The organism is Halovibrio variabilis (assembly GCF_007991175.1).
GTDB classification, from domain to species: domain Bacteria; phylum Pseudomonadota; class Gammaproteobacteria; order Pseudomonadales; family Halomonadaceae; genus Vreelandella; species Vreelandella variabilis.
The window spans coordinates 207,181-232,795 of sequence record NZ_BJXV01000008.1 but is presented as its reverse complement, the minus strand read 5'-3'; the positions used below and the strand labels follow the sequence as shown (position 1 = coordinate 232,795).

The 25,615-nt window shown below is 58.6% G+C and carries 21 protein-coding genes; 7 read left to right on the top strand and 14 right to left on the bottom strand.

Translation table 11 applies throughout. The annotated features are described in order from the left end of the window. Positions 1–18: 18 nt before the first annotated feature. Complete coding sequence (locus tag HVA01_RS07960) at positions 19–810, top strand: ribonucleoside-diphosphate reductase (protein WP_146874632.1); 792 nt, start codon at positions 19–21, stop codon at positions 808–810. Here HVA01_RS07960 and HVA01_RS07955 read toward each other — a convergent pair. Together HVA01_RS07955 and uvrA are read right to left on the bottom strand one after the other, a co-directional pair. Next, positions 807–1,550, bottom strand: coding sequence for a Crp/Fnr family transcriptional regulator (locus HVA01_RS07955; RefSeq protein WP_146874630.1), 744 nt, complete (start codon positions 1,548–1,550; stop codon positions 807–809). The genes HVA01_RS07960 and HVA01_RS07955 overlap by 4 nt on opposite strands. Before the next feature lie 164 nt (positions 1,551–1,714). Then, positions 1,715–4,564, bottom strand: a complete 2,850-nt coding sequence (uvrA, locus tag HVA01_RS07950) for an excinuclease ABC subunit UvrA (protein ID WP_146874761.1) — start codon at positions 4,562–4,564, stop codon at positions 1,715–1,717. A gap of 195 nt (positions 4,565–4,759) precedes the next feature. Here uvrA and HVA01_RS07945 point away from each other — a divergent pair, with 195 nt between their 5' ends. The 4 genes from HVA01_RS07945 (at position 4,760) to HVA01_RS07930 (ending at position 8,461) form a co-directional block, all read left to right on the top strand. Further along, positions 4,760–6,151: an MFS transporter gene (locus HVA01_RS07945; protein WP_146874628.1), complete on the top strand. Its 1,392-nt coding sequence runs from the start codon at positions 4,760–4,762 to the stop codon at positions 6,149–6,151. 71 nt (positions 6,152–6,222) lie between these two features. Next, positions 6,223–6,819: a single-stranded DNA-binding protein gene (gene ssb, locus HVA01_RS07940; RefSeq protein ID WP_146874626.1), complete on the top strand. Its 597-nt coding sequence runs from the start codon at positions 6,223–6,225 to the stop codon at positions 6,817–6,819. 20 nt (positions 6,820–6,839) lie between these two features. Further along, complete coding sequence (locus HVA01_RS07935) at positions 6,840–7,730, top strand: sugar nucleotide-binding protein (RefSeq protein ID WP_146874624.1); 891 nt, start codon at positions 6,840–6,842, stop codon at positions 7,728–7,730. Next, on the top strand, positions 7,727–8,461 hold the full coding sequence (locus HVA01_RS07930) for a lysophospholipid acyltransferase family protein (RefSeq protein ID WP_146874622.1): 735 nt from the start codon (positions 7,727–7,729) through the stop codon (positions 8,459–8,461). Before HVA01_RS07935 ends, HVA01_RS07930 begins: the two co-directional genes overlap by 4 nt. Before the next feature lie 92 nt (positions 8,462–8,553). Here the strand turns inward: HVA01_RS07930 and fabB are convergent, their stop codons facing one another. Together fabB and fabA are read right to left on the bottom strand one after the other, a co-directional pair. Further along, positions 8,554–9,771 carry a beta-ketoacyl-ACP synthase I gene (fabB, locus tag HVA01_RS07925; RefSeq protein ID WP_146874620.1) on the bottom strand — a complete coding sequence of 406 codons (1,218 nt, stop codon included), beginning with the start codon at positions 9,769–9,771 and terminating at the stop codon, positions 8,554–8,556. 13 nt (positions 9,772–9,784) lie between these two features. Further along, on the bottom strand, positions 9,785–10,300 hold the full coding sequence (fabA, locus tag HVA01_RS07920) for a 3-hydroxyacyl-[acyl-carrier-protein] dehydratase FabA (protein ID WP_146874617.1): 516 nt from the start codon (positions 10,298–10,300) through the stop codon (positions 9,785–9,787). Positions 10,301–10,673: 373 nt separating this feature from the next. Here fabA and HVA01_RS07915 point away from each other — a divergent pair, with 373 nt between their 5' ends. After that, entirely contained in the window at positions 10,674–12,515 is a 1,842-nt protein-coding gene (locus HVA01_RS07915; protein ID WP_146874615.1) for a putative bifunctional diguanylate cyclase/phosphodiesterase, read from the top strand. Here HVA01_RS07915 and HVA01_RS07910 read toward each other — a convergent pair. From HVA01_RS07910 to HVA01_RS07870, 9 genes are all read right to left on the bottom strand, one after another. Beyond that, positions 12,496–13,026 (bottom strand): DUF2878 domain-containing protein, encoded by a 531-nt coding sequence (locus tag HVA01_RS07910; protein ID WP_146874613.1) that lies wholly within the window; start codon positions 13,024–13,026, stop codon positions 12,496–12,498. The two genes, HVA01_RS07915 and HVA01_RS07910, sit on opposite strands and share 20 nt — an antisense overlap. Further along, complete coding sequence (locus tag HVA01_RS07905) at positions 13,027–14,295, bottom strand: SAM-dependent methyltransferase (RefSeq protein ID WP_146874611.1); 1,269 nt, start codon at positions 14,293–14,295, stop codon at positions 13,027–13,029. Next, positions 14,292–15,056 (bottom strand): DUF1365 domain-containing protein, encoded by a 765-nt coding sequence (locus tag HVA01_RS07900; RefSeq protein WP_146874609.1) that lies wholly within the window; start codon positions 15,054–15,056, stop codon positions 14,292–14,294. Before HVA01_RS07900 ends, HVA01_RS07905 begins: the two co-directional genes overlap by 4 nt. Then, on the bottom strand, positions 15,053–16,399 hold the full coding sequence (locus HVA01_RS07895) for an NAD(P)/FAD-dependent oxidoreductase (protein ID WP_146874607.1): 1,347 nt from the start codon (positions 16,397–16,399) through the stop codon (positions 15,053–15,055). The genes HVA01_RS07900 and HVA01_RS07895 overlap by 4 nt, the downstream gene beginning before the upstream one ends. After that, complete coding sequence (locus HVA01_RS07890) at positions 16,399–17,184, bottom strand: SDR family NAD(P)-dependent oxidoreductase (RefSeq protein ID WP_146874605.1); 786 nt, start codon at positions 17,182–17,184, stop codon at positions 16,399–16,401. The genes HVA01_RS07895 and HVA01_RS07890 overlap by 1 nt, the downstream gene beginning before the upstream one ends. A 117-nt stretch (positions 17,185–17,301) precedes the next feature. Then, entirely contained in the window at positions 17,302–17,733 is a 432-nt protein-coding gene (locus tag HVA01_RS07885) for a nuclear transport factor 2 family protein (RefSeq protein WP_146874603.1), read from the bottom strand. 36 nt (positions 17,734–17,769) lie between these two features. After that, positions 17,770–19,182, bottom strand: coding sequence for a deoxyribodipyrimidine photo-lyase (gene phrB / locus HVA01_RS07880; protein ID WP_146874601.1), 1,413 nt, complete (start codon positions 19,180–19,182; stop codon positions 17,770–17,772). Between the two features lie 92 nt (positions 19,183–19,274). Next, on the bottom strand, positions 19,275–20,195 hold the full coding sequence (locus HVA01_RS07875) for a MerR family transcriptional regulator (protein ID WP_174787768.1): 921 nt from the start codon (positions 20,193–20,195) through the stop codon (positions 19,275–19,277). A 238-nt stretch (positions 20,196–20,433) separates the two neighbouring features. Beyond that, the gene (locus HVA01_RS07870; protein ID WP_146874597.1) at positions 20,434–21,507 is read right to left on the bottom strand and encodes an NAD(P)/FAD-dependent oxidoreductase; all 1,074 of its coding nucleotides are present in this window, start codon (positions 21,505–21,507) and stop codon (positions 20,434–20,436) included. A gap of 211 nt (positions 21,508–21,718) precedes the next feature. Here HVA01_RS07870 and HVA01_RS07865 point away from each other — a divergent pair, with 211 nt between their 5' ends. Further along, positions 21,719–22,621: a TIGR01777 family oxidoreductase gene (locus tag HVA01_RS07865; RefSeq protein ID WP_146874595.1), complete on the top strand. Its 903-nt coding sequence runs from the start codon at positions 21,719–21,721 to the stop codon at positions 22,619–22,621. Positions 22,622–22,632: 11 nt separating this feature from the next. Here the strand turns inward: HVA01_RS07865 and rapA are convergent, their stop codons facing one another. Continuing rightward, complete coding sequence (rapA, locus tag HVA01_RS07860; RefSeq protein ID WP_146874593.1) at positions 22,633–25,578, bottom strand: RNA polymerase-associated protein RapA; 2,946 nt, start codon at positions 25,576–25,578, stop codon at positions 22,633–22,635. Positions 25,579–25,615: the final 37 nt, after the last annotated feature.

Here is a 25,615-nt window from a genome sequence, read left to right as displayed (position 1 = left end):
CGCTTTGTGGAGAACACTATGGCTGTAGAAATTACCTCAAAAATTGTGGGTTATCGTATCAAGCAGAAGGAGCCGGCCGCGCCCGCGGCTGAGCTGCAGGATGAAAACCCGCTGACGGTGCGTATTCCGTCGCGCCCGGAAGGCACGTTAGAAGCAGTGTCCGAAAAGATCGCTTACGTGGGCGCGGAAGGGCGCAAGAAAGTCTATCTGCTGGTGTCGTTTATGCCGGTGGAAGGCGTTCTCGGGGGCAAGCGCGTGGTGATCGAGCGCCCGGTGGAGTTCTTTTTCCCATCGGGGCAACTCTCCAGCGAGCATCAGTGGATCACCGCCACCATGCGCAATCTTTCGCTAGCGGCCCGCGGCGGTTATGCCACCCAGGCAGTGGCGGACCTGCGCAAAGTGGCCTGGGATAAAGGTCTGGTGCGCTGTGGGGTGAATCGCTGGAACAAACCCATGTTCCACGATTCGGAGGTTGCGGCGATTGCCTGGTCGATTCAGCAGATTCTCTATCGTCGCGGCTTTTTGGATCAGGATGGCCACCAGGTACCGGTTGAGCAGCTGGTGGAGCGCTACGCCCACCGCATGACTCACGGCCACGCCTGGCAGCCCAGCGGCGGTGAAGGCATTGCCGATGCCACCGTTGAGGCGGGCGCGGTAGCGCCTATTGGCGGGGCAGCCACAGCGGAAAAAAAGCCTGAAGGCAGTGGCCCCGCTATTGTGGGTCACTGCCCCGAGTGTCGCGGCGAGCTGATCATGATGGATGGCTGCCCCACCTGCTACGCAGGCTGCGGCTGGTCCAAATGTGGTTAGGCGATTTCGCCTAACAGTGGCCTGACGTTGTCGCTGAGGTAGTAATCGTTAAACTCACCTTCGGCACATAGCGCTGATAAATCTGGAATCGTGACACGGTGGCGGTCGCGAAATACGAGGCCGTCTTCGCTAAGCGCCGTAAAGGTGCGGCTAACGTGCACCGGGCTAAGGCCGAGTATATCGGCTAATTGCTCTTGAGAGAGCGGTAGCCGCAATTGATTGCCAATACCTGGGTTGGTTTGACGCAGCCGCATATGCATTTCGCAAAGAAAATGCGCCATTTTCTTACGTGCGCTGAGTCTGGCCAAGGTAACCAATCGCTCAGTCAGTAACGCCTGCTGGCGACTACCGATGGCAAACATCACCGACGTAAGGGTGAGCGACTGGCGAAATACGTCGAGCATCGATTTATGGGGGAAGTGGCAAACCACGCTGTCATCAATCATGCGTACATTTTCAAGGCGTTGCGAGAAAGCAAACTCGCGCAGACCAATAATATCGCCAGGCAAAAACACTTCAAGAATTTGCCGGTCACCGTCCTCTAAGTGACGGTAGGAGTAGGCCCAGCCGCTTTTTAGCGTGCAGAACTCGTTGGCCGGATCACCCATCTCCCAAAGTAGCGTGCCCGACTTAATATCAGTTGGGCTGTCCTCAAGTGTCATGAGCAGTTGTTTCTCACCACTACTCAATGAGCAGTAGTGACTAAAGTGCCTGATAATACAGCTTATTTCTTCGTTCATGACGGTCCCCTAACAGAGGCTTGCATTATTTTGCTAACAGATTCTCTATTAACCACACTACATGAGTTGGTCGGGTACTGCGTCGTCATATATTGCTAGATAGCGTGGTTATAGCGTGGTTATTTAGTCTGGGGTGAGTGAATGCTCACCCCAGCTCTACTCTATTAGCGTTTGGCCGCGCGTTTTTGGCTACGCGCCAGCAACGGCGCTAAGAAACGGCCGGTATGCGAGACGTCCTGCTTGGCAATCTGCTCGGGGGTGCCTTCGGCAATAATCTGCCCGCCACCGGAACCGCCTTCGGGGCCGAGATCGACAATCCAGTCGGCGGTTTTGATCACGTCCAGGTTGTGTTCAATCACCACGATGGTGTTGCCGTGATCGCGCAGGCGGTGGAGGACCGTTAGCAGCTGGCGAATATCCTCAAAGTGCAGGCCGGTGGTCGGCTCATCCAAAATATACAGCGTCTTGCCGGTGTCGCGTTTGGCCAGCTCGCGGGCAAGTTTAACCCGTTGCGCTTCGCCACCGGAAAGCGTCGTCGCGCTCTGTCCCAAACGAATGTAGGAGAGACCCACATCCAGCAGGGTTTGCAAACGCCGGGCGATGGCGGGAACGGGGCTGAAGAATGCCAGCGCGTCTTCCACCGTCATGGCCAGCACTTCGTGGATGGTTTTGCCTTTATAGTGGATATCCAGGGTTTCACGGTTGTAGCGCTTGCCTTTACACACGTCGCAGGGCACGTAGATATCGGGTAGAAAGTGCATCTCAACCTTGATCATGCCTTCGCCCTGGCAGGCCTCGCAGCGCCCGCCTTTGACGTTAAAGCTAAAGCGGCCAGGCTTGTAGCCCCGCGAACGCGCCTCTTGAGTGCCGGCAAACAGCTCACGAATGGGGGTAAAAATACCCGTATAGGTCGCCGGATTAGAGCGCGGCGTGCGGCCAATGGGGCTCTGATCGATATCGATCACTTTATCCAGCTGGTCAAGCCCTTCGATCTTCTCGTAGGGCGCAGCGGTTAGCGTGGTGGCGCGGTTTAATTCGCGCGCGGCAATCGGCATCAAGGTGCCGTTGATCAGCGTCGATTTACCCGACCCCGACACCCCGGTAATGGCGATAAACAGCCCCAGTGGCAGGCTAAGCGTTACGTTCTGCAGGTTATTGCCAGTGGCGCCGCGGACGACTAACTGCTTTTCCGGGTTGCCGGGGATGCGGTAGGGCGGTACGGCGATTTCCCGAGTGCCGGAAAGGTACTGACCGGTCAGCGAGTTGGGGTTGTCCATGACGTCTTGGGGGGTGCCCTGGGCGACGATCTCGCCGCCGTGAACGCCGGCCCCGGGGCCGATGTCGAGCACGTGGTCAGCCGCACGGATGGCCTCTTCGTCGTGTTCGACGACGATCACGGTATTGCCCAGGTCGCGCAGTCGTTCAAGGGTTTTCAGTAGCCGGTCATTGTCGCGCTGGTGCAAGCCGATAGAGGGCTCATCAAGAATATACATGACGCCGACCAGGCCCGCGCCAATCTGGCTGGCCAAGCGAATGCGCTGAGCCTCACCGCCGGAAAGCGTGTCGGCGCTGCGTTCCAGGTTGAGGTAATCAAGCCCTACGTTAACCAGAAACTCCAGCCGGGCATGAATTTCGTGGACGATTTTATCGGCGATCTCGCCTTTGCGCCCCGGCAGTTTCAAATCGGCAAAGTAGCGCCAGGCCTCACCGATCGGGAAGCGCACGATGTCAGCGATGTTGTGGTCGTCGACATAAACGTGGCGCGACTCTTTACGCAGTCGTGTACCGCTACAGGTAGCGCAGGACTGTACCGCGATATATTTGGCCAGGTCATCGCGCACCATATTGGATTCGGTTTCCCGGTAGCGACGCTGCATATTGGGCAGCACACCTTCAAAGGCGTGCTCCCGGGTTACTTTGCGGCCCCGGTCGCCCACGTAGGCAAACGGGATGGTCTCGTCGCCGCTGCCGTTGAGAATAATCTCCTGCTCGTGGCGGGCAAGCTCATTCCAGGGCGTTTCCAGTTCAAAGCGGTAATGCTTGGCGAGCGATTGCAGCTGGGTAAAGTAGTAAATGTTGCGCCGGTCCCAGCCCTTGATCACGCCTTCGGCCAGCGAAAGCTCCGGGTGGCTGATCAACTTGGCGGGGTCGAAATACTGCTGCACGCCCAGCCCGTCGCAGGTGGGGCAGGCGCCCGCCGGGTTGTTGAACGAGAACATGCGTGGTTCAAGCTCGGCCAGCGAGTAGCCACACACCGGGCAGGCAAAGCGCGACGAGAAGGCGATATCCTCGTGGCCGCCGTCCATAAAGTGAATCATGGCGGTGCCATCGGCGAGGTTCAGCGCCGTTTCAAACGACTCCGCCAGCCGCTGGGCCAGGTCGTCGCGCACTTTGAAACGGTCAACCACCACGCTGATATCGTGCTTTTTGCGCTTATCCAACGGGGCGATGTCGTCCAGCTCGAGTACTTGGCCGTCGATCAGCGCGCGCACAAAGCCTTGGGCGCGCAGCTCTGCCAGTAGCTGCAGGTGCTCGCCTTTACGGCCTTTGACCACCGGCGCCAGCAGCATTAGCTTGGTGCCTTCTTCAAGGTTCATGACCTGATCGACCATCTGCGAAATGGTCTGGGCTTCCAGGTCTTCGCCATGCTCCGGGCAGCGGGGGGTGCCCGCGCGGGCAAACAGCAGGCGCAGGTAGTCGTAAATTTCGGTGATGGTGCCCACGGTTGAACGCGGGTTGTGGGAGGTGGACTTCTGCTCAATAGAGATCGCAGGCGAGAGCCCTTGGATGTGATCGACGTCGGGCTTTTCCATCATCGACAGGAACTGGCGCGCATAGGTGGAAAGCGATTCCACGTAGCGGCGCTGCCCTTCGGCATACAAGGTATCAAACGCCAGCGACGATTTACCCGAGCCAGAAAGGCCGGTGATCACAATCAGCTTATTACGGGGCAGCTCCACATCGATCTGCTTGAGGTTGTGGGTGCGGGCACCCCTGACCAGAATGCTGTCCATCAACACCTCGAATCGCGCGGCAAAAGCGTGATTATACGTTTGCCGAGCCCCTCCCGGCAAAACAGCTTTCATAACCTGGATTGCCTGCGGCAACCTGCGCCGTTTCCAGCGCCCGCCCAAACCGCTAGAATAGGCAGCTGTCTTAAGCCATGCTTATCCACCCGATACTTATTTTTCATCATACACAGGGGCATTATGCGCAAGGCTTTGGCACTTTTGCTGGCCTCTGAACGGCGTGCAATCAGCGGTTTGGCAGGGCTTTATGCCTCGCGCATGCTGGGGCTATTTATGGTGCTGCCGGTGTTGGCGCTGTATGCCGACACGCTAGAGGGCGCCACCCCGCTATTGGTGGGCGTGGCGCTGGGTATCTATGGGTTAACCCAGGCAACGCTGCAAATTCCGTTTGGCATGCTGTCTGACCGCATTGGCCGCAAGCGGGTCATTGCCATGGGGCTGGTGATTTTTGCCCTGGGCAGCGTGGTGGCGGCGCTCTCTGATACCATGGCCGGTGTGATTGCGGGGCGGGCGCTACAGGGCGGGGGCGCCGTCGCTGCGGCTATTATGGCGCTGCTAGCGGATCAAACTCGTGAGGAAGTGCGCACCGCCGCCATGGCCACGATTGGTCTCTCTATTGGGATGTCATTTGCCATCGCCATGGTGCTGGGGCCCTGGCTTGCCGCCTGGGCGGGGCTTGCCGGGGTGTTTGGCTTTACCGCGCTGTTGACGCTGGTGGGCTTATTGGTGCTATGGCGCTGGGTGCCTGCCGCGCCAAGGCGGCGACGCCATCGTGATGTGGGCATGGACCGCCAGCAGTTCAAAAGCGTTATAACCCGGCCCGATTTATGGCGGCTGGATGTATCGATTTTTGCCCTGCATCTGGTGCTGATGGCGATCTTCGTGGCGGTGCCTTTTCGGCTGCTCGACGCGGGGATCGCGATGGAGTATCACGGGTTGGCGTATCTTGGCATTATGGCGCTGTCGTTTGTCGCCATGGTGCCGTTGATTATCGTCGCGGAAAAAAAGCAGCGCATGCGCTCGATGTGCCTGCTGGCGATCAGCGCTATCGTGATCAGCCTGGCTGGGCTTGCCCTGCCGCTGGCCGCTGGGTACGGGTTATTCGTTTGGCTGTTGGTGTTTTTTACCGGTTTCAATTTGCTCGAAGCCACGCTGCCCTCCATGCTCAGTAAGCTGGCCCCGGCGGGCGCCAAAGGGACCGCCATGGGCGTGTACTCCACCAGCCAATTTTTAGGCGCTTTTTTAGGCGGCACGCTAGGTGGGGTGCTGGCCAACTACGGCGGCCTCAACGCCGTCTTTATCGGCTGTGCCGGGCTGGCGTTCTGCTGGTGGGTGGCCATGTGGTGGATGCCTGCACCGCCGCCCTTATCCAGCGAAGTGGTGGTGTTGCCCGACACTCAGTCCGACACCCAGCCCGACGCGCTTGAGCTGCTGATGGAGCGCTTAGCCGAGGTCGTCGGTGTCGAAGACGTGATGGTGGTGCCGGAAGAGCGCTTGGTGTATCTAAAAGTGAACCGTCAACAGCTTGATCAGGTGGCGCTGAACAAGCTGATGGCACCGCCAAAATCTTAACCCAGCCGAGGCCGTCAACGCGGTGCTGGCTGGTCACTAACCCTATCTAACATCGAGTAAAGGAGCACCTTATGGCTCGCGGTATTAACAAGGTCATTTTGATTGGCAACCTCGGGCAGGACCCTGAGGTGCGTTTCACGCCCAGCGGCACCGCCGTGGCGAACTTAAACCTGGCGACCACCGATACCTGGATGGATCGCCAGAGCGGCCAACGCCAAGAGCGCACTGAATGGCACCGCGTGGTGATGTTTAACAAAACCGCCGAAATCGCCCAGCAGTATCTGAAGAAAGGCTCTAAAGTCTATATTGAAGGGCGTTTGCAAACCCGTAAGTGGCAGGATCAGAACGGTCAGGATCGCTACTCGACGGAAATCGTCGCTAACGATATGCAGATGCTGGATGGCCGCAGCGGTGATTATCAGGGCGGCGGTGCGCCGCAGAACAATTATTCTCAGAATGCTTCTCAGAGTGCTCCCCAGAACGCTCCGGCCCAACATAACCAGGGTGGCGCGCAGCAAGGGGCGAATAACCACCCCGGTGGGCAGAGCCCGCAGCAGCCAGCGCCGCAGCAGGGTAATCAAGCTCCCCAGCCCAACCAGCAGAACAACAGCTACGGTGCGCCGGACCCGGGTAACTTTGATGACTTCGACGATGAGATCCCGTTCTAGCGCGACAAGGAGAGGCCGTCGTGAAACTGTTGATATTGGATGCCGGGCACTGCTTAAGCTTGGCACTGGCCCGGGAGGCAAGCCGCCGTACCGATACGGAGTTAGTTATCGAACAAGGCGCGCTCATTTCGTCGGCGCGCCTTGAGTCGATAGCGCCCGACGCGGTGATCATTCCGCCGCTGGCGCACCCACTGAGTATGGCGCCTGCGGATGTCACGGCACACGCCGATGCGGTAGACGGCTGCCTAAAAGCCTGTCAGGCGCAGAACGTGGCGTTGGTATGGTGCGTCTCTGACCAGCTCTACGAAGAGGGTTTGGAAGTCCCCATTGATGAGCCTGTGGTGCCTGCGCCGCGGGATGACAGCTTGCGCCGTCTGGTGCAGACCGGTGATCGCATCCGCGCGGGGTTTCAACGCCATTTGATTGTGCGCTTGGGGCCGTTGTTTGCTTTGGAAGGCAGTCACGCCTGGCTCAATGAAATTATCGATAGTTTAGTGGTCGGCAAAGCGGTGCGCGCGGCAGAGGATGTGATTTTCTGCCCGACATCAGCGGACGCTGTCGCTATGGCGCTGATTGGTATGCTGCAACAGCAGGCCTGTGGCGCCAATGCCTGGGGGGCCTATCACCTTGCCGGTACCGAACCCGTTAGCGACTTCACCTTCACCTCTATGATTCGTACTCAGCTGTTAACCCATCTTGAAGGCCGCGGCGAGCAGATTACCCTCGGCGAGGTGCAGCCGCTGACCCATCATCACGATGCCAAGCTGCGTCGCGTTTTAAACTGCCGTCGCGTACTCGATGTCTTCGGTGTTCATCAAAAGCCGTGGCGGCTAGAGGTGGGACGTATGCTCGATACCTGGTGTTTAACCCGCGAGAATAACCGTGTCAGCGATAAAGGAGCATCGGCTTGATAAATGTGCTGCGCAGCTTGGTATTTTACGCCGGCTACTTTCTCGCCATGCTGATGATCGGCATCCTTTTTTTACCCATCGCCCCGTTTCTGCCGTTGGCGGGTCGCTATCGCTTGCTCAACTTGTATAACTACTTTTTGATGGTGTGGTTTCGTATCGCCTGCGGGGTGCGTTACGACATACAAGGGCGAGAAAACCTGCCGAGCGGCCCCTGTGTGATTCAGGCTAATCATCAGTGTGAATGGGAAACCGTGTTTCTACAGGTCATGAAGCCGCCGGTATGTACCGTGCTGAAACGCGAGTTACTGCGCCTACCCATTTTCGGCTGGGGGCTGCGTTTATTACGCCCCATCAGCTTGGATCGCTCCAAGCCTGCCCGGGCGATGCGCCAAGTGCTTACCCAAGGCGTTGAGCGTTTGGGGACGGGGCTTTCCGTCCTGATTTTTCCCGAGGGCACGCGTGTCGATCCCGGTGTCCGCAAGCGCTATAACAAAAGTGGCAGCGTGGTGGCGTGCCGTGCGGGGGTGCCGGTCTTACCGGTGGCTCACAACGCCGGCGAGCGCTGGCCCGGGCGCCACTGGGTTAAGCGCCCAGGCGTGCTGCGGGTGCGCATTGGGAAGCCGATTGAGACAGCCGGGCGCATGCCCGATGAGGTCCTTGCGGAAGTGGAGGTGTGGATCGAGGCGCAGCTACAGGAAATTTCTGAAGTGCCGCGACCTGCTTCACGCTAACATCGTTAGGTTTTTCTTCTCTTGATACCCGCTGCTGGTGATACAAAAACGGCGCCCACTGGGCGCCGTTTTGACTCACTTCATGTTGAGCGTTAGTCGTTAAAGCGCTGGAAGACCAAGCACGCATTGGTACCGCCAAAGCCAAAGCTATTCGACAGGGCCCGCTCAATAGTCACGTCATCGCGGCGTTCGGTGACGATATCGAAGCCGTCGGCCTGCTCATCCAAATCGGTGATATTCGCCGATGCGGCGACAAAGCCGTGTTGCATCATGAGCAGCGAATAGATCGCTTCCTGCACACCGGTAGCCCCCAGGGAGTGGCCGGTGAGCGATTTGGTCGAGCTCATTGCCGGCGTTGTGTTGCCGAACACTTCACGAATGGCTTTGAGCTCGGCGACATCACCGACCGGCGTCGACGTGCCGTGGGTATTGATGTAATCAATAGCGCCATCAACGGTGGCCATTGCCTGGTGCATGCAGCGCATGGCACCTTCGCCTGATGGCGCGACCATGTCGTGACCGTCTGAGGTCGCGCCGTAACCGACTAGCTCGCCGTAAATCTTGGCGCCACGCGCTTTGGCGTGCTCAAGCTCTTCGAGTACCAACATGCCCCCGCCACCGGCAATGACGAAGCCATCGCGCGATTGGTCGTAAGGGCGCGAGGCCTGTTCCGGGCGATCGTTATAGTGGGTTGAGAGTGCGCCCATGGCATCAAACAGGCAAGACAGTGTCCAGTGCTCTTCTTCACCGCCACCGGCAAACACCACATCTTGCTTGTTGAGCTGAATTTGCTCCATTGCGCTACCGATGCAGTGCGCGGAAGTCGCACAGGCAGAGGAAATAGAGAAGTTCACGCCTTTGATCTTAAACGGCGTTGCCAGGCACGCAGAGACAGTACTGCCCATGGTGCGTGTGACCCGATAAGGGCCAACGCGGCGAAGCCCTTTCTCGCGCAGTACGTCGGCGGCTTCCACTTGGTTGGCGCTTGAAGCACCGCCTGAACCCGCGATTAGGCCAGTGCGCTCGTTGGACACTTGTTCGTCGCTGAGCCCCGCGTCTTCAATGGCTTGGGCCATCGAGACATAGGCATAGGCTGCCGCGTCGCCCATGAAGCGGCGCAGTTTACGGTCGATGAGTGCGTCGAGGTCAATATCGACGCTGCCGGCTATATGGCTGCGGAAGCCACGCTCGGCGTACTCTTCCTTAAAACGAATGCCGCTACGCCCAGTTTTGAGCGCGTCCAGGACCTGTCGTTGGTCATTGCCAAGGCACGATACGATGCCAAGGCCGGTGACTACCACTCGTCGCATGGGAGCCTCCTGTTCAGAAATTCGCAGTGGAGGTGAATAGGCCAACGCGCAAATCATTAGCCTGATAGATGTCGCGTCCGTCGACGGTAACGGTGCCGTCGGCGATACCCAAAATAAGGCGTCGGGTAATAATACGCTTGATATTAATGCTATAGGTCACTTTTTGCGCATCAGGCAGGATCTGTCCGCTGAATTTGACCTCGCCGCAGCCAAGCGCACGTCCGCGCCCAGGATGGCCTAGCCAACCCAAATAAAAACCGACCAGCTGCCACATGGCGTCTAACCCCAAGCAGCCGGGCATGACGGGATCACCGGGAAAGTGACAATCAAAGAACCACAAGTCCGGTGTGATATCCAGCTCGGCGATTAGCTCACCCTTGCCGTGCTCACCGCCTTCTTCGTGAATGTGCTTGATGCGATCAAGCATCAACATGTTAGGCGCCGGGAGCTGTGCGTTTCCGGGGCCAAATAACTCGCCCCGCGAGCAGGCCAGCAGTTCTTCGCGATTAAAGGAATGTTGCTTGATCACTGAATCTTTCCGAATTTCAAATGGTGGTTGGCCGCGTACGGCAATTAGAGCCAATACATAGCATTGCAGCATAGCACTTAAATCAGCACTCGCGTCTAGTGCCGAGGCACGGCTCGCAACGCCTAGTCTAGTCTACTTCCCGAAACCGTCGAATGCACGTAACTGGCTATTTATCGCCTGCGCCTACAGTTTTTAATGTCTTGGCCGATGACACGGTAATGTCATTTTTTGTTCAATAAAGGCCAATTATGCATAAAAAAATTGCCACTGCAGTAATATAGGTTACCCAAGTTTTTCATTAGGCGGCATGATCAGCATGGCGCCTAACGCTAATTGTTTATCGAGAATATCAAATAGGATATAGCAAATCGCCATGTGGTTGCCTGTTACTCTCAATCGTCCATTAATTTGGGTGGCGCTGACGGCGCTGCCTGCTTGCGTGTGGTTACCCGATAGCGGCCTACGCCTAGTGGCCGCCCTATTAGTTGCGCTTGGGCTGTGGGATGCCTGGAAGCAAGTGCGTCAGCAGCGCCTGCGCTTACGGCTAACGCAAGATACCTTAGGACTGGCGAGCGATGCGATGGTGATCAGCGATGAGCAAAATCGCATCATTGCCATTAACCCGGCGTTTACCGAAATCACCGGCTATACAGGCCCGGAAGTCCAGGGCGTTAAACTGGAAACGCTGGCCGCGCCGCGCCATGACAAAGCCTTCTATCAAAAATTGTGGGGCACGCTAAAAAGTACCGGCCGTTGGGAAGGTGAAATGTGGAGCCAGCGTAAAAGCGGCGACGAGTACCCCGAATGGCTCAAAGTCCGCGCCGTGACCGATAAACGTGGCAAAGTCACTCATTTTATCAACCTGTTTACCGATATTTCGGCACAGAAAGCGCGTGAAAACGACCTGCGCCGTATCGGTTTTGAAGACCCTCTGACCGGCCTGCCCAATCGCCGCCGCCTCCATGACTTGCTGGCTTCTCGCCTGCGCCATATACGGGCGGGGGAAAGCCTCGACATGGCGTTGATAGATATTGATGGGTTTAAGTCGGTCAATGATAGCCTGGGAGTTGAGCAAGGCGACCGCTTGTTAGCGCGTTTCGCCCAGCGGCTTACCAGCTATGTGGCGGGAAGTGTGGTAGGCCGTTTGGGTGGCGATGAATTTATGGTTATTCGCACCACCACCTTTGATGATCACGATCAATGGATCGCTACCCTGCGCGAGCATATGAGCCGGCCGTTTGAAATGAATGATCAATCATTGCGCCTGGGGCTGACGATCGGTAGCTGCCGCGTGCCCGAAGACGGTAATGACTCTGGGGTGCTCTTTCAGCGCTTGGAATCGGCGCTCTACAGTGCCAAGCGGCTCGGGCGGAACCTTAGCCAGCGTTTTCGCCCCGCGCTGGATAAGCAGGACAACCCCCAGCTGGCGCTGGTCAGCGACCTACGCGCGGCGCTTATTTCCGGTGATCAGTTAGAGCTGCACTTTCAAACCCAGCATCAGCCTAGCAACGGCGCGGTAGTGGGGATGGAGGCGCTGCTGCGTTGGCGCCACCCACGGGACGGGATGATTTCCCCCGGCGACTTTATCCCCCTGGCCGAGCGTCACGGGTTGATGTCGCAACTGGGCGCCTGGGTGATTGAAAAAGCCTGCGCTCAGCAGGCCCATTGGCGCCATCGCAACATGCCCAAACTGACTATTTGGGTCAATATTTCCGCACTTCAGCTGTTTCAAGGCGACCTGGAAAGCCAGCTGGCGACGTGTTTAAAGCGCTATCAATTATTGCCTTCCCAGATTGGCCTGGAGTTAACTGAATCGGTGCTGCTGGACGAGCGCGCGGGCGAAATGCGGCCACGCTTGCAAGGACTGCGCGACCAGGGCTTTGCGATTGCGATCGATGACTTTGGTACGGGGTACTCATCGCTTGGCTATCTGAAACGCCTGCCGGTGGATAAAATCAAACTCGACCGGGCGTTCATTAAAGACTTACCCAACGATCAAGCCGATGCTGCCATCGTTAAAGCGGTACTGGCAATGGCCGAAGGGATGGGACTGGAAGTGATCGCTGAAGGCGTCGAGACCAAGGAGCAGTGCCAGTTTTTGGTTACCGCGGGTTGCATGAGCGTTCAGGGGTTCTACTTCGCTAGACCCATGCCCGCGGAGGACCTGGAAAAACGCCTGGCGCCTGCGCCACTGGCTAGCCACTCTGCGTCATAGCGCTCTTAACGGGGTTAAGCCGGGCATAATAACGGCTGATCCCCACGCATAGCGCTGCCCAAATCAACGCCTGAACGGGAAGCAACCAGGGGGCAAGGCTAACCCCCGCCAGCAACGCGCCGCCATAGTAGGAGAGTGGGCCGCTAACCGCACCGCAAAGCGCCGCGATCAGCGGATAACGCCACAGCCAGGCAAGCGAGTGATGGACCAGGGTGGCAAACAGCGGCCACAGCATCCACAGCCATAGCGGCAATAACCCCAGCACAAGTGTTTGATCATTAAAATCAAAGCCTCCCAGCAGCTGTAAACTGCCGTCAATCGCTAAACCGATCAGCGCAAAGCCAGCGATAAAACGCCATTCGCCGGCAAAGCCGCAGCGCCACAGATGCCACGCCAACAGGCCACTGCCTGCCACCGCCGCCACCCACGAACCGCCTAACACACACAATAGCCAACCGGCTTCGAAACGTAGCGCGTTCAGCACCAGTGCTTGCCATTTGCGTGTTGCCATCTAGAGCGCGCCCGTGAGCGGTACCGGCTTGGCCGCTGGTTTAGCCAGCAAGAGGTGGCAGGTGCCGATGGAGCGCTCAATAAAGCCGCCCTCGCAATAGCACAGATAGTAGCGCCACATGCGGATAAAGCGCTCGTCGTAACCCAGTGTGCGCACCTGTTCCAAGCTGGCTTCAAAACGGTGACGCCATTCACGCAGCGTACGGGCGTAGTGCGGGCCTATTTCATCGAGCGCGACCACATTCAGGGAGGTTTTACGCATCACGCTGCTTAGCATGGCGTGGTGTGAGGGCAGGAAGCCGCCGGGAAAAATGTAGCGTTTGATAAAGTCCATATCGCGTTTAGCCTCTTCAAAGCGCTGGTCGCGAATGGTGATGGCTTGCAGCATGGCCTGGCCATCGTCGGTCAATAGGCTATCCAGCTTATGCAGGTAGGTATCGAGGTACTGGTGGCCTACGGCTTCGATCATTTCTACCGAAATTAGTCGATCGTAGCGGCCGGTCAGCTCACGGTAGTCCTGCTTAAGCAGGGTGATTTTATCGGCCAGCCCTTCTTCATGGATACGGCGTTGGGTATGGGCATACTGCTCTTCAGAAATAGTCGTCGTGGTGACACGGCAGCCACGGGTTTTCGCGGCATGAATCGCCAGACCGCCCCAGCCGGTACCGATTTCTAGCAGGTGGTGCGTTGGCTGCACGTCGAGCTTTTCAAGCATCAGGTCGAGCTTGTAGGTGGAGGCTTCTTCCAGGCTGGCTTCCGGGTAGGGAAACACCGCGCTTGAGTACATCCAGTGGCTGCGATCTAAAAAGGTCGAGAATAGATCGTTACCGATATCGTAATGGGCGGAAATATTGCGTTTAGAACCGCTTAGGCTGTTGCGTTGAAACCGGTAGGTGGCGCCCAGCAACCAGCGGGCAAAGCGTGCACTGCCGTTCTCGATATTGCCGTTGACCTGCTCAAGGTTTGAGGCAAACAGGCGGATTAGCGCGACCAGGTCATCGGCATCCCAATCGCCGTCCATATAGGATTCAGCCGCACCGACGGTGCCGCCAAAGGCAAGCCGTTTCCAGGCACGGGAGTGGCGAATCACGACGGTGACCTGCAGCGGCCCTTCTTGGCCCAGGTGGTGGCACTGGTTGCCTTCAATGAGCGTAATGCGACCGCCGCTAAAGGTGTCCAGCTTGGCCATTAAGCGCGGTTTTAGCCACCGGGTTAAGCGGTCTTGCTTAGCCGGTTGAATATGGGGCGGGGTAGAACGCAGGGTCGTCACTTTGAAGTCTCCTTGCGCTTGGGGTGGTTATAAACGGGGATGCGCTTAAGCCACAGGCGTAGCGCTTCAAAATGAATGCCCGCGATGGTTTTCAAGCTCATCCATGGTTGGCGTGCCAGGGTTTTTACCAGCACGGGGCGAGTCGCCGCTAAGCCTTCTAGGGTTAAGGTGGCATCGAAGTGGCACTGCTCAGCCTGCCAGTTTTCCATATGCAAAAAGAGCTTTTCGCCGGGGGCATTAAATTTCCAGCGATAGGCCATGTCCATGGGATTGAAGGGAGAAACGTGCATCTCTTTAGCGAAATGCGCTTGATGGCTATGCCGTGACGGGTCCACCGCGCTGGCGTAACAGGTACGCTCACGCCACGGCATGTTGGTCACTTCGCTCAATACCGCTGCCAGTCGTCCCAGGTGGTCGTAGGCGTAATAGACCGAAATAGGATTAAACATGCCACCCAGCGTGCGTAGCTGGGTTAGCACGTAGATACGGCCATTAGGGGCACTGCCAAGCTGACGAATTAACTCTTCGCGCACGGCCGTTTTGAGCGGCCGGTCGACCGGGCCTAGGTAGTCTTCACGGCGAAAGCGCGCAAGCGCGGGGCGCCGAGCGCTAAAGCCGGGCACCTTGTCCAATAGGTCGGGCAGCTCATCAAGGTCAAACCACGCCATCCACACCCGGTAGCTAAAGGTGTGGGCCTTGGGGGTAAAGCGGCGGTGGCGTAAGGTGCCGCGATAAATACGCGAGCGCGGATTAGCGATCATCCCAACCCCTCGACGCCGTGCGGCGTCAGTAACTCATGCGCCGGCAGCGCGGTCGGTGGCGCAGGCGGCGGGGCGGCCTCATCGCAGCCCAGCGCTTGAGCCACTCGCAGGGCACTCCATACGCCGTCTTCGTGGAAGCCGTTACGCCAGTAGGCGCCGCAAAAGTGCGTGCGCTTTGCGGTGGCCGATATCTCAGCGTGGCGCGCCTGGGCGGTCTGGCCTGCCAGCGTGAATTGGGGGTGTGCGTAGGTATAACGGCCCAGCACTTTGTCGGGGTCAATGCTGGCGCTGTCGTTCAACGTGACGCAAAACGTGGTGTCACTGTCGATTTGTTGGAGGATATTCATATCGTAAGTAACCGAAACCCGCGCGCCGCTATCGCGTTGGTCCAGACGGTAGTTCCAGCTTGCCCAGGCGCGGCGGCGACGCGGGAGCAGGCTGGTATCGGTATGCAGCACCACCTCGTTATCCTGATAAGGCATGGCGCCGAGTACCTCTTGCTCAACGCTGCTGGCGTCGCCGAGCATGGCCAATGCCTGGTCGGCGTGGCAGGCGAGTACCACCTGGTCAAAGCGCTGGGTGCCGGCGGGCGTGGAAATAGCAACGCCGGTGCTGTCACGGGTAATCCGGGTCACCGGGGTGTTGAGATGAATGCGCGACGCGTAGGGCGCCGTCAAACTGGGAATATAGCTTTTCGAGCCGCCGACCAGGGTGTACCACTGCGGGCGGTGGCTGACGGACAGCAGGCCGTGATTACGGAAAAAACGCACAAAAAACGCCAGCGGGAAGGCGCGTAAGTCGCTGATGCTGGCCGACCAAATGGCGGCGCCCATGGGCAGTAAGTAGCGCTGCTGGAAATCGCGGTTGTAATGGTTTTGGTCTAGATATTCGCCCAAGGTCATATCATTGGGCAGTTGCTCGCTGTCTAGCGCTTGCGTGGCCTGTTTGTTAAAACGCAGGATATCGCCAAGCAAACGATAGAAAGCGGGGTTAAACAGATTGCGCCGCTGGGCAAACAGCGAGCCTAAGGTATGCCCGTTGTACTCAAAGTCACGCCCTGTTTCATGCACTGAGAAGCTCATCTCGGTGGCTTGAGAAGCAACGCCGAGGGTGGCCAGCAGGCGTTGAAAGTGAGGGTAGGTCCAGTCGTTGAAGACAATAAAACCGGTATCAATCGCGTAGGGGCGTCCTTCGACCGCCACATCCATGGTCGCGGTGTGGCCACCCAAGCGGGCATCGGCCTCAAATAGCGTCACCTCGTGTTGGGCTGACAGGTACCAGCCAGCGGCCATACCGCTAATACCACTGCCAACAATGGCGATACGTTGCGATGCCATCGACATTATGACGTCTCCTTGGGCGCGCGGACCATGCGTAGGCCGATTTGACGCCGCAGGGCAGGCGGCAAAATACCCAGTAATTTGACGATATAGGTAAAGCGGCGTGGGAAATGAATATCTAAACGTCCCTTTGCCAGGCCCGCGATAATCGCGTCAGCCGCCTTTTCCGCGCTGACCTGCATCGGCATAGGGAAGTCGTTGCGCTCGGTAAGCGGGGTTTTGACAAAACCAGGGTGAATCAGGCTGACGTCGATGCCCTCCTGATCAAGGTCTAAGCGCAGCGACTCCAAAAAATAACTCACGGCGGCTTTAGACGCGCCGTAGGCTTCCGCGCGAGGCAGCGCAAGATAAGCCGAGGCGCTGGAGGTCGCCGCCAACCGCGCCGGTAAACCCGCTTGGCGGGCGGCGCGTAGCAGCGGCAGGGCCGCTTCGACCCCGTATAAAGTGCCAAATAGATTAGGCGTGAAAACACGCTCAACCAAATCCATATCAAACTGCTGCGCGTTAAGGTATTCGCAGGTGCCCGCGTTGAAGAGCGCCAGATTGAGCGACCCCAGGCGTTCATGAATATGTTCGCCCGCGGCAAGCACCGCTTGGCGGTCGCTAATATCCAGCGCCAGCGGGTGGGCATTGGGGTGGTCTTGGCACAGCGCTTCGAGCGCCTCGGCGTTGCGGGCACTGAGCACCACGTGATGGCCTTGGGCGATGAGCTTGCGCGCAAGCGCTTCACCAATGCCCGAGGTGGCACCGGTTAGCCAAATGCGTTGGGGCGTTGTCCATGTGCTCATAAGATTCTCCTCAAGCCCTTACTCCAGCTCTTTTTGTTACACCTAAACCGCATACAGAGTGTGTGGCTTAATTTTGCGATTAAATCAGGCTCGCGCAGCTAATCCAGGCTCGCTCAGTTAGGCCAGACGTTTTTTTAACCAGCGAATGGCGCTACCCATCAGCGGTAAGTGCTCGTAGAGCAGGGCGCCCGCATCAACGTAGTCGCGGTGACGCTGTACTCTGCCATCGGCAGCAAACGTCAATGCGCTACACCCTGCTACGTCTATGCTACGACCGCCGGCCAGCTTTGGATGCACGAAGGTCATGGTCCAGGTCACAAACGCTTGATTACCCTCAAGCTGGCGGGTGTGATAAACAAACTGACAGCGTTCAACGTTGGCGTACATTGCGGCCAAATAAGTTTCTAAAGCCTGCCGGCCCTCAACGTGATGCAGCGGATCGTCAAATACGACGTCTTCAGTATATACCTCGTATAGTTTTTCTGTACAGGTATTGTCTAGTTTGTTAAAAAAGGCACAAAACGCTTCCAGCGCCGCAGGCTCAGCCATAACGGTGTTTCCTCGTCTCAACGGTTAACGTAGCGGCTATTTGGACAGCGACTTAAACGCCGCTAACGCGCGCTGGCGTGCCGCCTTGTGATCGACGATCGGTGGTGGGTAGTCGATGTCGGTTAGCAGGTCCTGGGGCGGCGCGTGGCGTGCTTTAGCGGGCAGCTCAGCCAGTTCGGGCAGCCACTGGGCAATAAACTCGCCTTCAGCGTCAAAGCGCGTGGATTGGGTGGTCGGGTTAAAAATACGAAAATAGGGCGCAGCGTCGGTGCCCGTCGAGGCTGCCCACTGCCAGCCGCCGTTATTAGCGCAGAACTCACCGTCCACTAGATGGTTAAGAAAGAAGGCTTCGCCACGCCGCCAGTCGATCAGCAGGTGTTTGCTTAAAAACATCGCCGTAATCATGCGTAGCCGATTGTGCATCCAGCCGGTCGTTACTAGCTGGCGCATGGCAGCATCGACGATCGGGTAGCCTGTTCGCCCCTCGCACCAGGCTTGAAAGCCTTCGTCATCGTCACGCCAGGCTAACTGCTTGGTATGTGCTTGAAAGGGCTGGCAGCGGCACACCTGGGGAAAACCCACCGCGACATGCTGATAAAATTCCCGCCAGACCAGCTCGTTGACCCAGGTAGTAAGGCCGACATCGCCGTCGGCTAAGTGACCGCCGTTTTCGCTCATCACCGCTTGTAAACACTGGCGATGGGAGATCATCCCCAGCGCCAGGTAGGGCGATAGCTCGCTGGTGCCGCGTACGTTGGGCAGGTCGCGCTGGGCATTGTAGTGGCGGCCCCGAAAGCGCAAAAACCGCGCTAAATTATCACTCGCGGCGTGTTCGCCAGCGGGCCAAAGCCGCCCGTCGATTGGGGGGCTTTCAAGCGCCGGCAGTGCTGGCAGCGGGTCGCTGGCGATATCCAGCGGCGTTTGCACCGTTGGGGTATCGCGCAGGGCCAGCTGGTCGGCGCTGACCTGCTTATGCCAGGCTTTGGAAAACGGCGTAAAGACACCGTAGTAGTCGCCTTTGCCGGTTAATAGGCTGCCGGGGGCAAACGCTACCGCGTCGTGGTAGCCATGGGCGGCAATCCCAGCCTGCTTAAAGGCATCCGCTACCGCTCGGTCGCGGCGGCGTTCATTGAGCGCGTACTCGTGGTTGAAGTGCAGCTGCTCAATGGCATGTTCGCGGGCGATCGTGAGCAGCGCTTCAGGCGCTTGGTCATAGTCTTCAATATCGCGATGCAGCAGCGGAATATTCAGACCGTTGAGTGCTGTTTGAACGGCGGCGACACCGCGGGCCCAAAAATCGAGTTTATTGGCGCCGTGGCCGTGTGCTTGCCACTGGGGGATACTGCGCAAAAACACCGCAACCACCGGGCCTTTGGCTGCCGCTGCGGCGAGGGCGCTGTTATCGTCAATACGCAGATCACTGCGCAGCCACACCAGCTGTCGTTTCATGGGCTCTCCTGTCAAAAGGGGGTCTCCCGCGCGGCGTGATAAAAAAATGGCCGATCGCCTGAGGCGGATCGGCCAGGGTGACAGCCTGCTCGTTACAGGACGCCACACTCGCGCAGCAAGGGGCGCAGGCGGGCAATGGCCTGGGGCAGGTCATCGCCTAGCATATGCACGGGGCTGTCGCGCAGGTCGTTTTCACGCAGACGCGCCACCTCGCCACACACCCCAATGGGGACGTTGAGTGACGTGGCCGCTTTGGGCAGCGCTTGGTGAATATAGCTATCGTTCTCGCGTTGGCCGCTGGAAAGCAGCACCATTGATGAGTGCAGGCGGGCCACCGCCTGGGGCAGGTCCTCCAGCGGTAACGAGTGGTCAAGCATCTGCACGCGGTAACCCTGTTCGCTGGCCATCAGCGCGGACATCAACACCCACAGCGGGCCAGGGTCATCCGGCATGGCGTTGAGTAGAATCAACGGCCCCCGGGTCGTTTGGTTGGCATAGTGTAAGCGTATGCCCACCTGGCTGCGCAAAAACGCCTCAAGCGTGCGGCGAACTAACTGATCCGCCTGAATAGCCCACTTGGCTTCCAAGGTTAAAATGACCGGTTGCCAGAGTTCATTAATCGCAATGCTGAGCGGATAGAGCGCTAGGCTTTGGTAATAAAACGCCTCTAACTTGGGTAGATCGAGCGCCTCGATAATGGCCTGTAGCTGCTGGCGCTGGCTCGCCCAGTCGCCCGTATCGGACGTGGGCGTTTCAATCGTTTCGGGCTGGTCAAGCAAGTCGGCGACTTGACTGACCGGCACACCACGGTTGAGCCACTGCAAGATACGTTCGATGCGGGTGATATCGTCCTGGGCATAAAGTCGGTGGCCCTTCGGGGTGCGCTGGGGGCGAATTAAACCATAGCGTCGTTCCCAGGCGCGCAGCGTGACCGAATTGACACCCGTTATGCGCGAAACCTCGCGGATGGGATACAGCGGCGTATCGGCGGGGTGGGTCGCCTTGTGACTCATGGGCACCAGTGCCTCGTCGTTAACATCAACTTAATTAGCCGGGCATTCGTTGACCGCAGCCGAGTGCTGCAGGGGGGCGACATTGTTCGCGGCGGCGAAGGTAATACATGTTCCATGTTAAGTTGCCTGATTAAAGAGCCAAACATAAGCACAATACTCTATGCCCATTTGTACAACTTGTCGCTACCCGGTACAACCTTTATAAGAATCCTTCCTACGCCGTCATAAAATTTAGCTATCAGACCGACCGGCCTACTAGTGCCTTGGCGAGCAGCGCTTGCGCTAGATGATGCCCTGAAAGCCAGGCATCTTCGACGCGCCCATCGCGAAAACTATCGCCACATAGCGCCAGGCCATCTGCCGTATATAAGAAAGTGTATTCGCAAGGGGTGGCTGGCTGCGAATAACGCCAGCGGTGGGCGCCCGTTTCGATGACCCTGGGCAACGTTGCTGATGCCGGGAAAACGCTTTTTAGCGCCGCGAAGAGCTGCTCGGCAATCACCGCGGCGGGTTGTTCTAAGTTAATTTCGCTCCAGTCAAGCTGGGCCAGCAGGCTGACGCTTTCCGGCTGGTCGTCGCGGCCGGGTTTTGTCTGGTTGCGCGAGATCAGGCGCAGTGCGGGGTGGTCGACGCGTGCCATCTGCCAGGCGTGATCAACCTCGGTCAAGCGGGGTAAAGGTTGCTCAAAAATCGCCCAACCTGCCCAGCAGGCACGCTGCTGGCGAGCTTGGCAGGCGGCCGCGAGGTCGTCGTCCCATGGCGCGACCAGCGCCTGGGCCTGGGGCGGCGGGGCACTGATAACCACGTAATCGAAAGGCCCGTGAGCAGTGCCGTTATCATCAACCAGCTGCCAGGCGGTGGGCGTGCGCTCCAGCGCTGCAATGGCAGTGCCCATGTACGTCTGGGTAGTGGGTAAGGCGGCCAAAGAATCTGCCAAGTGGCGCGTTAAGGCGCTCATGCGTGGGGCGCCGGTATAGCGCGTTTGACCATCGTTATGCGCCTGCCAGCCACTTGAGCTAGCCTGATAGGTGCGCGTCGGCCAAGGGGCGACGCAGCCGATGGACAGCCATTGGTCCACCGCGCATTGAAAGTCGGGATCGCGTACGCTGAAGGCCTGGGCGCCCAGATCCAGCGTGGCGCTGGGCCGCTGCTTGCTCGACATGCGACCGCCGGGCCCGCGCGCTTTATCAAACAGCGAAATGGCAACGCCACTGCTGGCCAGCGCCTGGCCACAGGCGAGGCCCGAAAGGCCGGCCCCGATGATCGCAATGGAGTGGCTTTCGGTGTGCGGTGATAGTAGCGGTGTGGTCATAACCCCTCGCGGCATTGAAGCGGGTATAGTTTCTTATTGTAACAGTTGTGTATAAATACCGTACAATACAAATAGCATTTTATTTGCCACCTTTTATTTGCCGCATAGTCGCCGCGCCGTGAGCATAGTCGCCGCGCAGTGAGGCGTTTGCCAAGGCGACCTGCAAAAAACGCTAAAATAGCGACACCAGCAACACCAAAGGAGTAACGCCATGCGCGTATTAGTGACCGGGGGCAGTGGTTTTGTCGGCCAGCGGCTTTGTCCTGAGCTTGTGGCGCAGGGCCATGAAGTCCAGGTGGTGTCGCGCACGCCCCATAAAGTGCGCGAGCGCCTGCCCATCGACTGTGACATCCGCGATAGCGCTCAGGCATTTATCGAGTCACCACCGGATGCGTTGATCAACCTAGCCGGTGAGCCGATTGCAGCGAAGCGCTGGAGCGATGCGCAAAAAGCGGCGCTGATTAATTCGCGCGTGGGGGCCACTGAACAGTTAGTGACGCTTTGCGAGCAGCTCAACGCTAACGGCCAGCCGCTGCCCAAGGTGATGGTGTCGGCTTCCGCGATGGGCTATTACGGCGATCAAGGCAAGCGCGTGGTCACCGAAGAGACCCAGCCCCATGATGAGTTTGACCATCGGCTGTGTAAGCAGTGGGAGGAGGCCGCGCAGCCGGTTGAGGCAATGGGGGTGCGGCTGGCCATTGTGCGCATTGGCCTGGTGCTGGAAGCCAACGGCGGCAGCTTGGCCAAAATGTTGCCACCGTTTAAGCTGGGTTTGGGCGGCCGGTTTGGCAGCGGTGAGCAGTTTATGCCGTGGATCCACCGTGAAGATCTTGTCGCGGCGATCCTGTTTCTCCTCGAACACGACACCTTAAACGGCGCATTTAACGCGAGCGCGCCGCATCCGGTCACCAACGCCGAGTTTACCCAGACGTTGGCCAAGCATTTACATCGGCCAGCGATATTCCCGGTACCGGCGTTTGTACTTAAAGCGGCGTTTGGGGAAATGTCGAAGCTATTGCTGACCGGGGCGGATATGCGCCCCGCACGCCTTGAAAAGGCAGGGTTTACATTTCAGTACCCTACGCTCGACAAGGCGCTTGAGGACATCCTTTAGGCAGCCTTCGCCTAGCGATCAGCATCGACGGTGATAATCACCCGCACCGAATCAAGCCGCAGGCGGGTGTTTTCAATCGCTTCACTAAGCGCCTGACGCTCATTCTTCAGCGCGTCGATTTCCGTGCCGCGTACCGCTGGGTTGTGTTCGGCAAGGGCGGTTAGCCGAGCCAGTTCAGCGTCCAGATGAGCGCGCATCTGCGCTTCGGCATTTTCGACAATGCTGGGCAGCTGGCGCTCGGCCTCGCCTTCGCCCTGGGTGAGCAGCTGGCGCAGCTGGTCGTGGCGGCTTTTGATCAAATCACGCGCCAGCGATTTATTGACCTTCTGCAGGTTCTTACCCAGACCGGTAAAGGAGATCTTGCTGGTCAAGTTAGCGCCTGATTCATCCAGTAACACGCGCACGGCGGTGGGCGGCAGGAAGCGGTTAAGGTGCAGCTTTTTGGGCGCCGGGCAGTGGGTGCGGAACACCAGCTCGGCCATCAGTCGGCCGCCGGGAATGGCATCGTGACGCAGCAGCGCGAGCGCCGAATTGCCCATGGTCCCATCCAGCACGCGACCCATCATTTCGCGTATCAACGGGTGCTCCCAGGAAAGCCGCTGAACATCGTCCCGGGCCAGTGCCTGGGCGCGGCTTAGGGTGGCGGTATAGCCTTCTTCGCCCTTAACCAGTCCGGGTAAGCCGTCCAGCATATGTTGGCTGGGTTTTAGGTGGATGAGCCCCTTGCCAATTTCCTGGCTATCCACGCCGAAAACATCCAGTGCCCGCTCAATGTAGCGCGGCAGGGCAGGGTCCTCGTCGAGCTCGCGAACGGCGTCGATCACCTGCTGAGCCCGCGCAGGGCGGCAGGCGTTGAGTTCTAGCAGCCGGTTACGTCCGGCATCGTGTTCCGCCAGCTTGGCGCTAAACATCGTGCGGGTTTCGGCGATGATCTCGTCAAGGGTTTCATCATCCAACAGGGCGTCGGCCAGGGCATCGCCAAAGGCTTCAAACAGTTCGCTGCCCACCCCGTGAGGCGCGCTGAAGGCGTCCATGCCTTCGTGGTACCAACGCAGCAGGCGTTGGCCTGGGCTGCCTTCAAAGGTGGGAATGTGCAGCTCGATGGCGTTTAGCTGGCCGATGCGGTCCAGTCGGCCAATGCGCTGTTCGAGCTGATCCGGGTGCTGGGGCATGTCGAACATCACCAGATGCCGACAGAACTGGAAGTTACGCCCCTCAGAACCAATTTCCGAGCACACCAGTACTTGGGCCCCGTCTTCATCGTCGGCAAAAGCCGCCGCCGCACGGTCGCGCTCTATCAGGGAGAGGTCTTCGTGGAACACTGGCGCATGGTAGCCGCCTAATACTCGCAGCCCTTCGGCAAGCCCTTCGGCGGTCTCCCGGTGGTGCGCAATCACCAGTACTTTGTCGTTGGCAAAGCCACTGTCACCGTCATCGCTGAGTTTTTCCAGCAGCCAGTTAACCCGCGGGTCAATGTGCCACCAGGGTTCGCTGTTGAGCGGATCGTCGCTAAGTTCGCGGTAGGCTGCATCGGGATAAATCAGCACGTCGGGATGATCCATGCCGGTCTCGATCAACAGCTCATCAAGGTAATCGTCATCGCGCTCTAGGCGGCGCACGATGCGCCGATAGGCGGGCGGCAGCGCGAGCGGCGCTAAGTGCAAGCGCCGCTCGGGGAAGCCGCCGACGTGGCGGCGGCTGTTACGAAACATCACCCGCCCCGTGCCGTGGCGGTCAAGCAGCGCTTCGCTCAACTGGGCGCGGGCGGTGTCCTGCTGGGCTTTGCTGGCTTCGCTATTGCATAGCGTGGCAAGCAAGGCCTGACTGTCGCGGTCATCAGCCACGGCAGACACCCGGGCGCGGGCGTCAGGGTCGCCTGGCAGCGCGGCTAAGGCATCGATGGCGCTGGCCACCTCGGTGTAGTGACTCTCTTCCGCTTTGAAACGCTCAAGGTCGTGGTAGCGCTCGGGGTCCAGCAAACGCAGGCGGGCGAAGTGGCTGTTAATGCCCATTTGCTCGGGCGTGGCGGTGAGCAGCAGCAGACCGGGAATCACCGCCGCAAGCTGCTCGACGCATCGATAACCAGGGCCGCTGCCTGCTTCGTTCCAATCCAGGTGGTGGGCTTCGTCAACGATAAGCATATCGAACTGGCTGGCCAGCGCCTGCTCCTGACGCTGAGGGTTGGCAAATAGCCAGCCTTGGCTAGCCAACACGAGCTGGGCGCTCTCAAACGGGTTGTCGCTGCCGTGGGCCTGGCTTTGGGTTTCATCTAACAGCGAGACGTTGAGCGAGAAACGCCGCAGCAGCTCGACCAACCATTGATGGGTGAGGCTGTCAGGGACCAAAATCAGCGCGCGCTCGGCGCGACCGGTGAGCAGCAGCCGGTGCAGGATCAGCCCCGCTTCAATGGTTTTACCCAGGCCCACTTCGTCCGCCAACAGCACGCGCGGGGCGTGGCGATGGGCGACCTCGTCGGCAATGTAGAGCTGGTGGGGAATCAGGTCGATGCGCGGCCCGGAAAAGCCCAGTGCGCTGTGCTGCTCAATGCGCTGAAAGTGGTGCAGGGTGCGAAAGCGGAGGTCAAACCAGTCGTTGCGATCGACTTGGCCGGTCAATAAACGATCGCGCGCCTGATCGAACTGCATGGTGTCGGCAAGCTTGGTTTCGGGCAGCTCACGCGGGTTGCCTTGGCTATCCTCACCGATATAGGTAATCAGGCCGTCGGACGCTTTGCTGTCGTCGACCACCATGTGCCAGCCGTCGGCGGAGAGAACGCGGTCGCCGCTGCCGAACATCACCCGGGTCAGCGGGGCCTGGCGGGTATTGTAGGTACGGGTTTCCTGACTGGCACTGAACAAAATGGTAACGCTACGGGTGTCGCAGTTAAGCACGGTGCCAAGCCCAAGCTCAGCTTCGCCGTCGCTAATCCAGCGTTGGCCGGGAGAAAAATCGCTCATGATGCCTCGGGGATGTCTGCAAAACGGGTCGTATGCC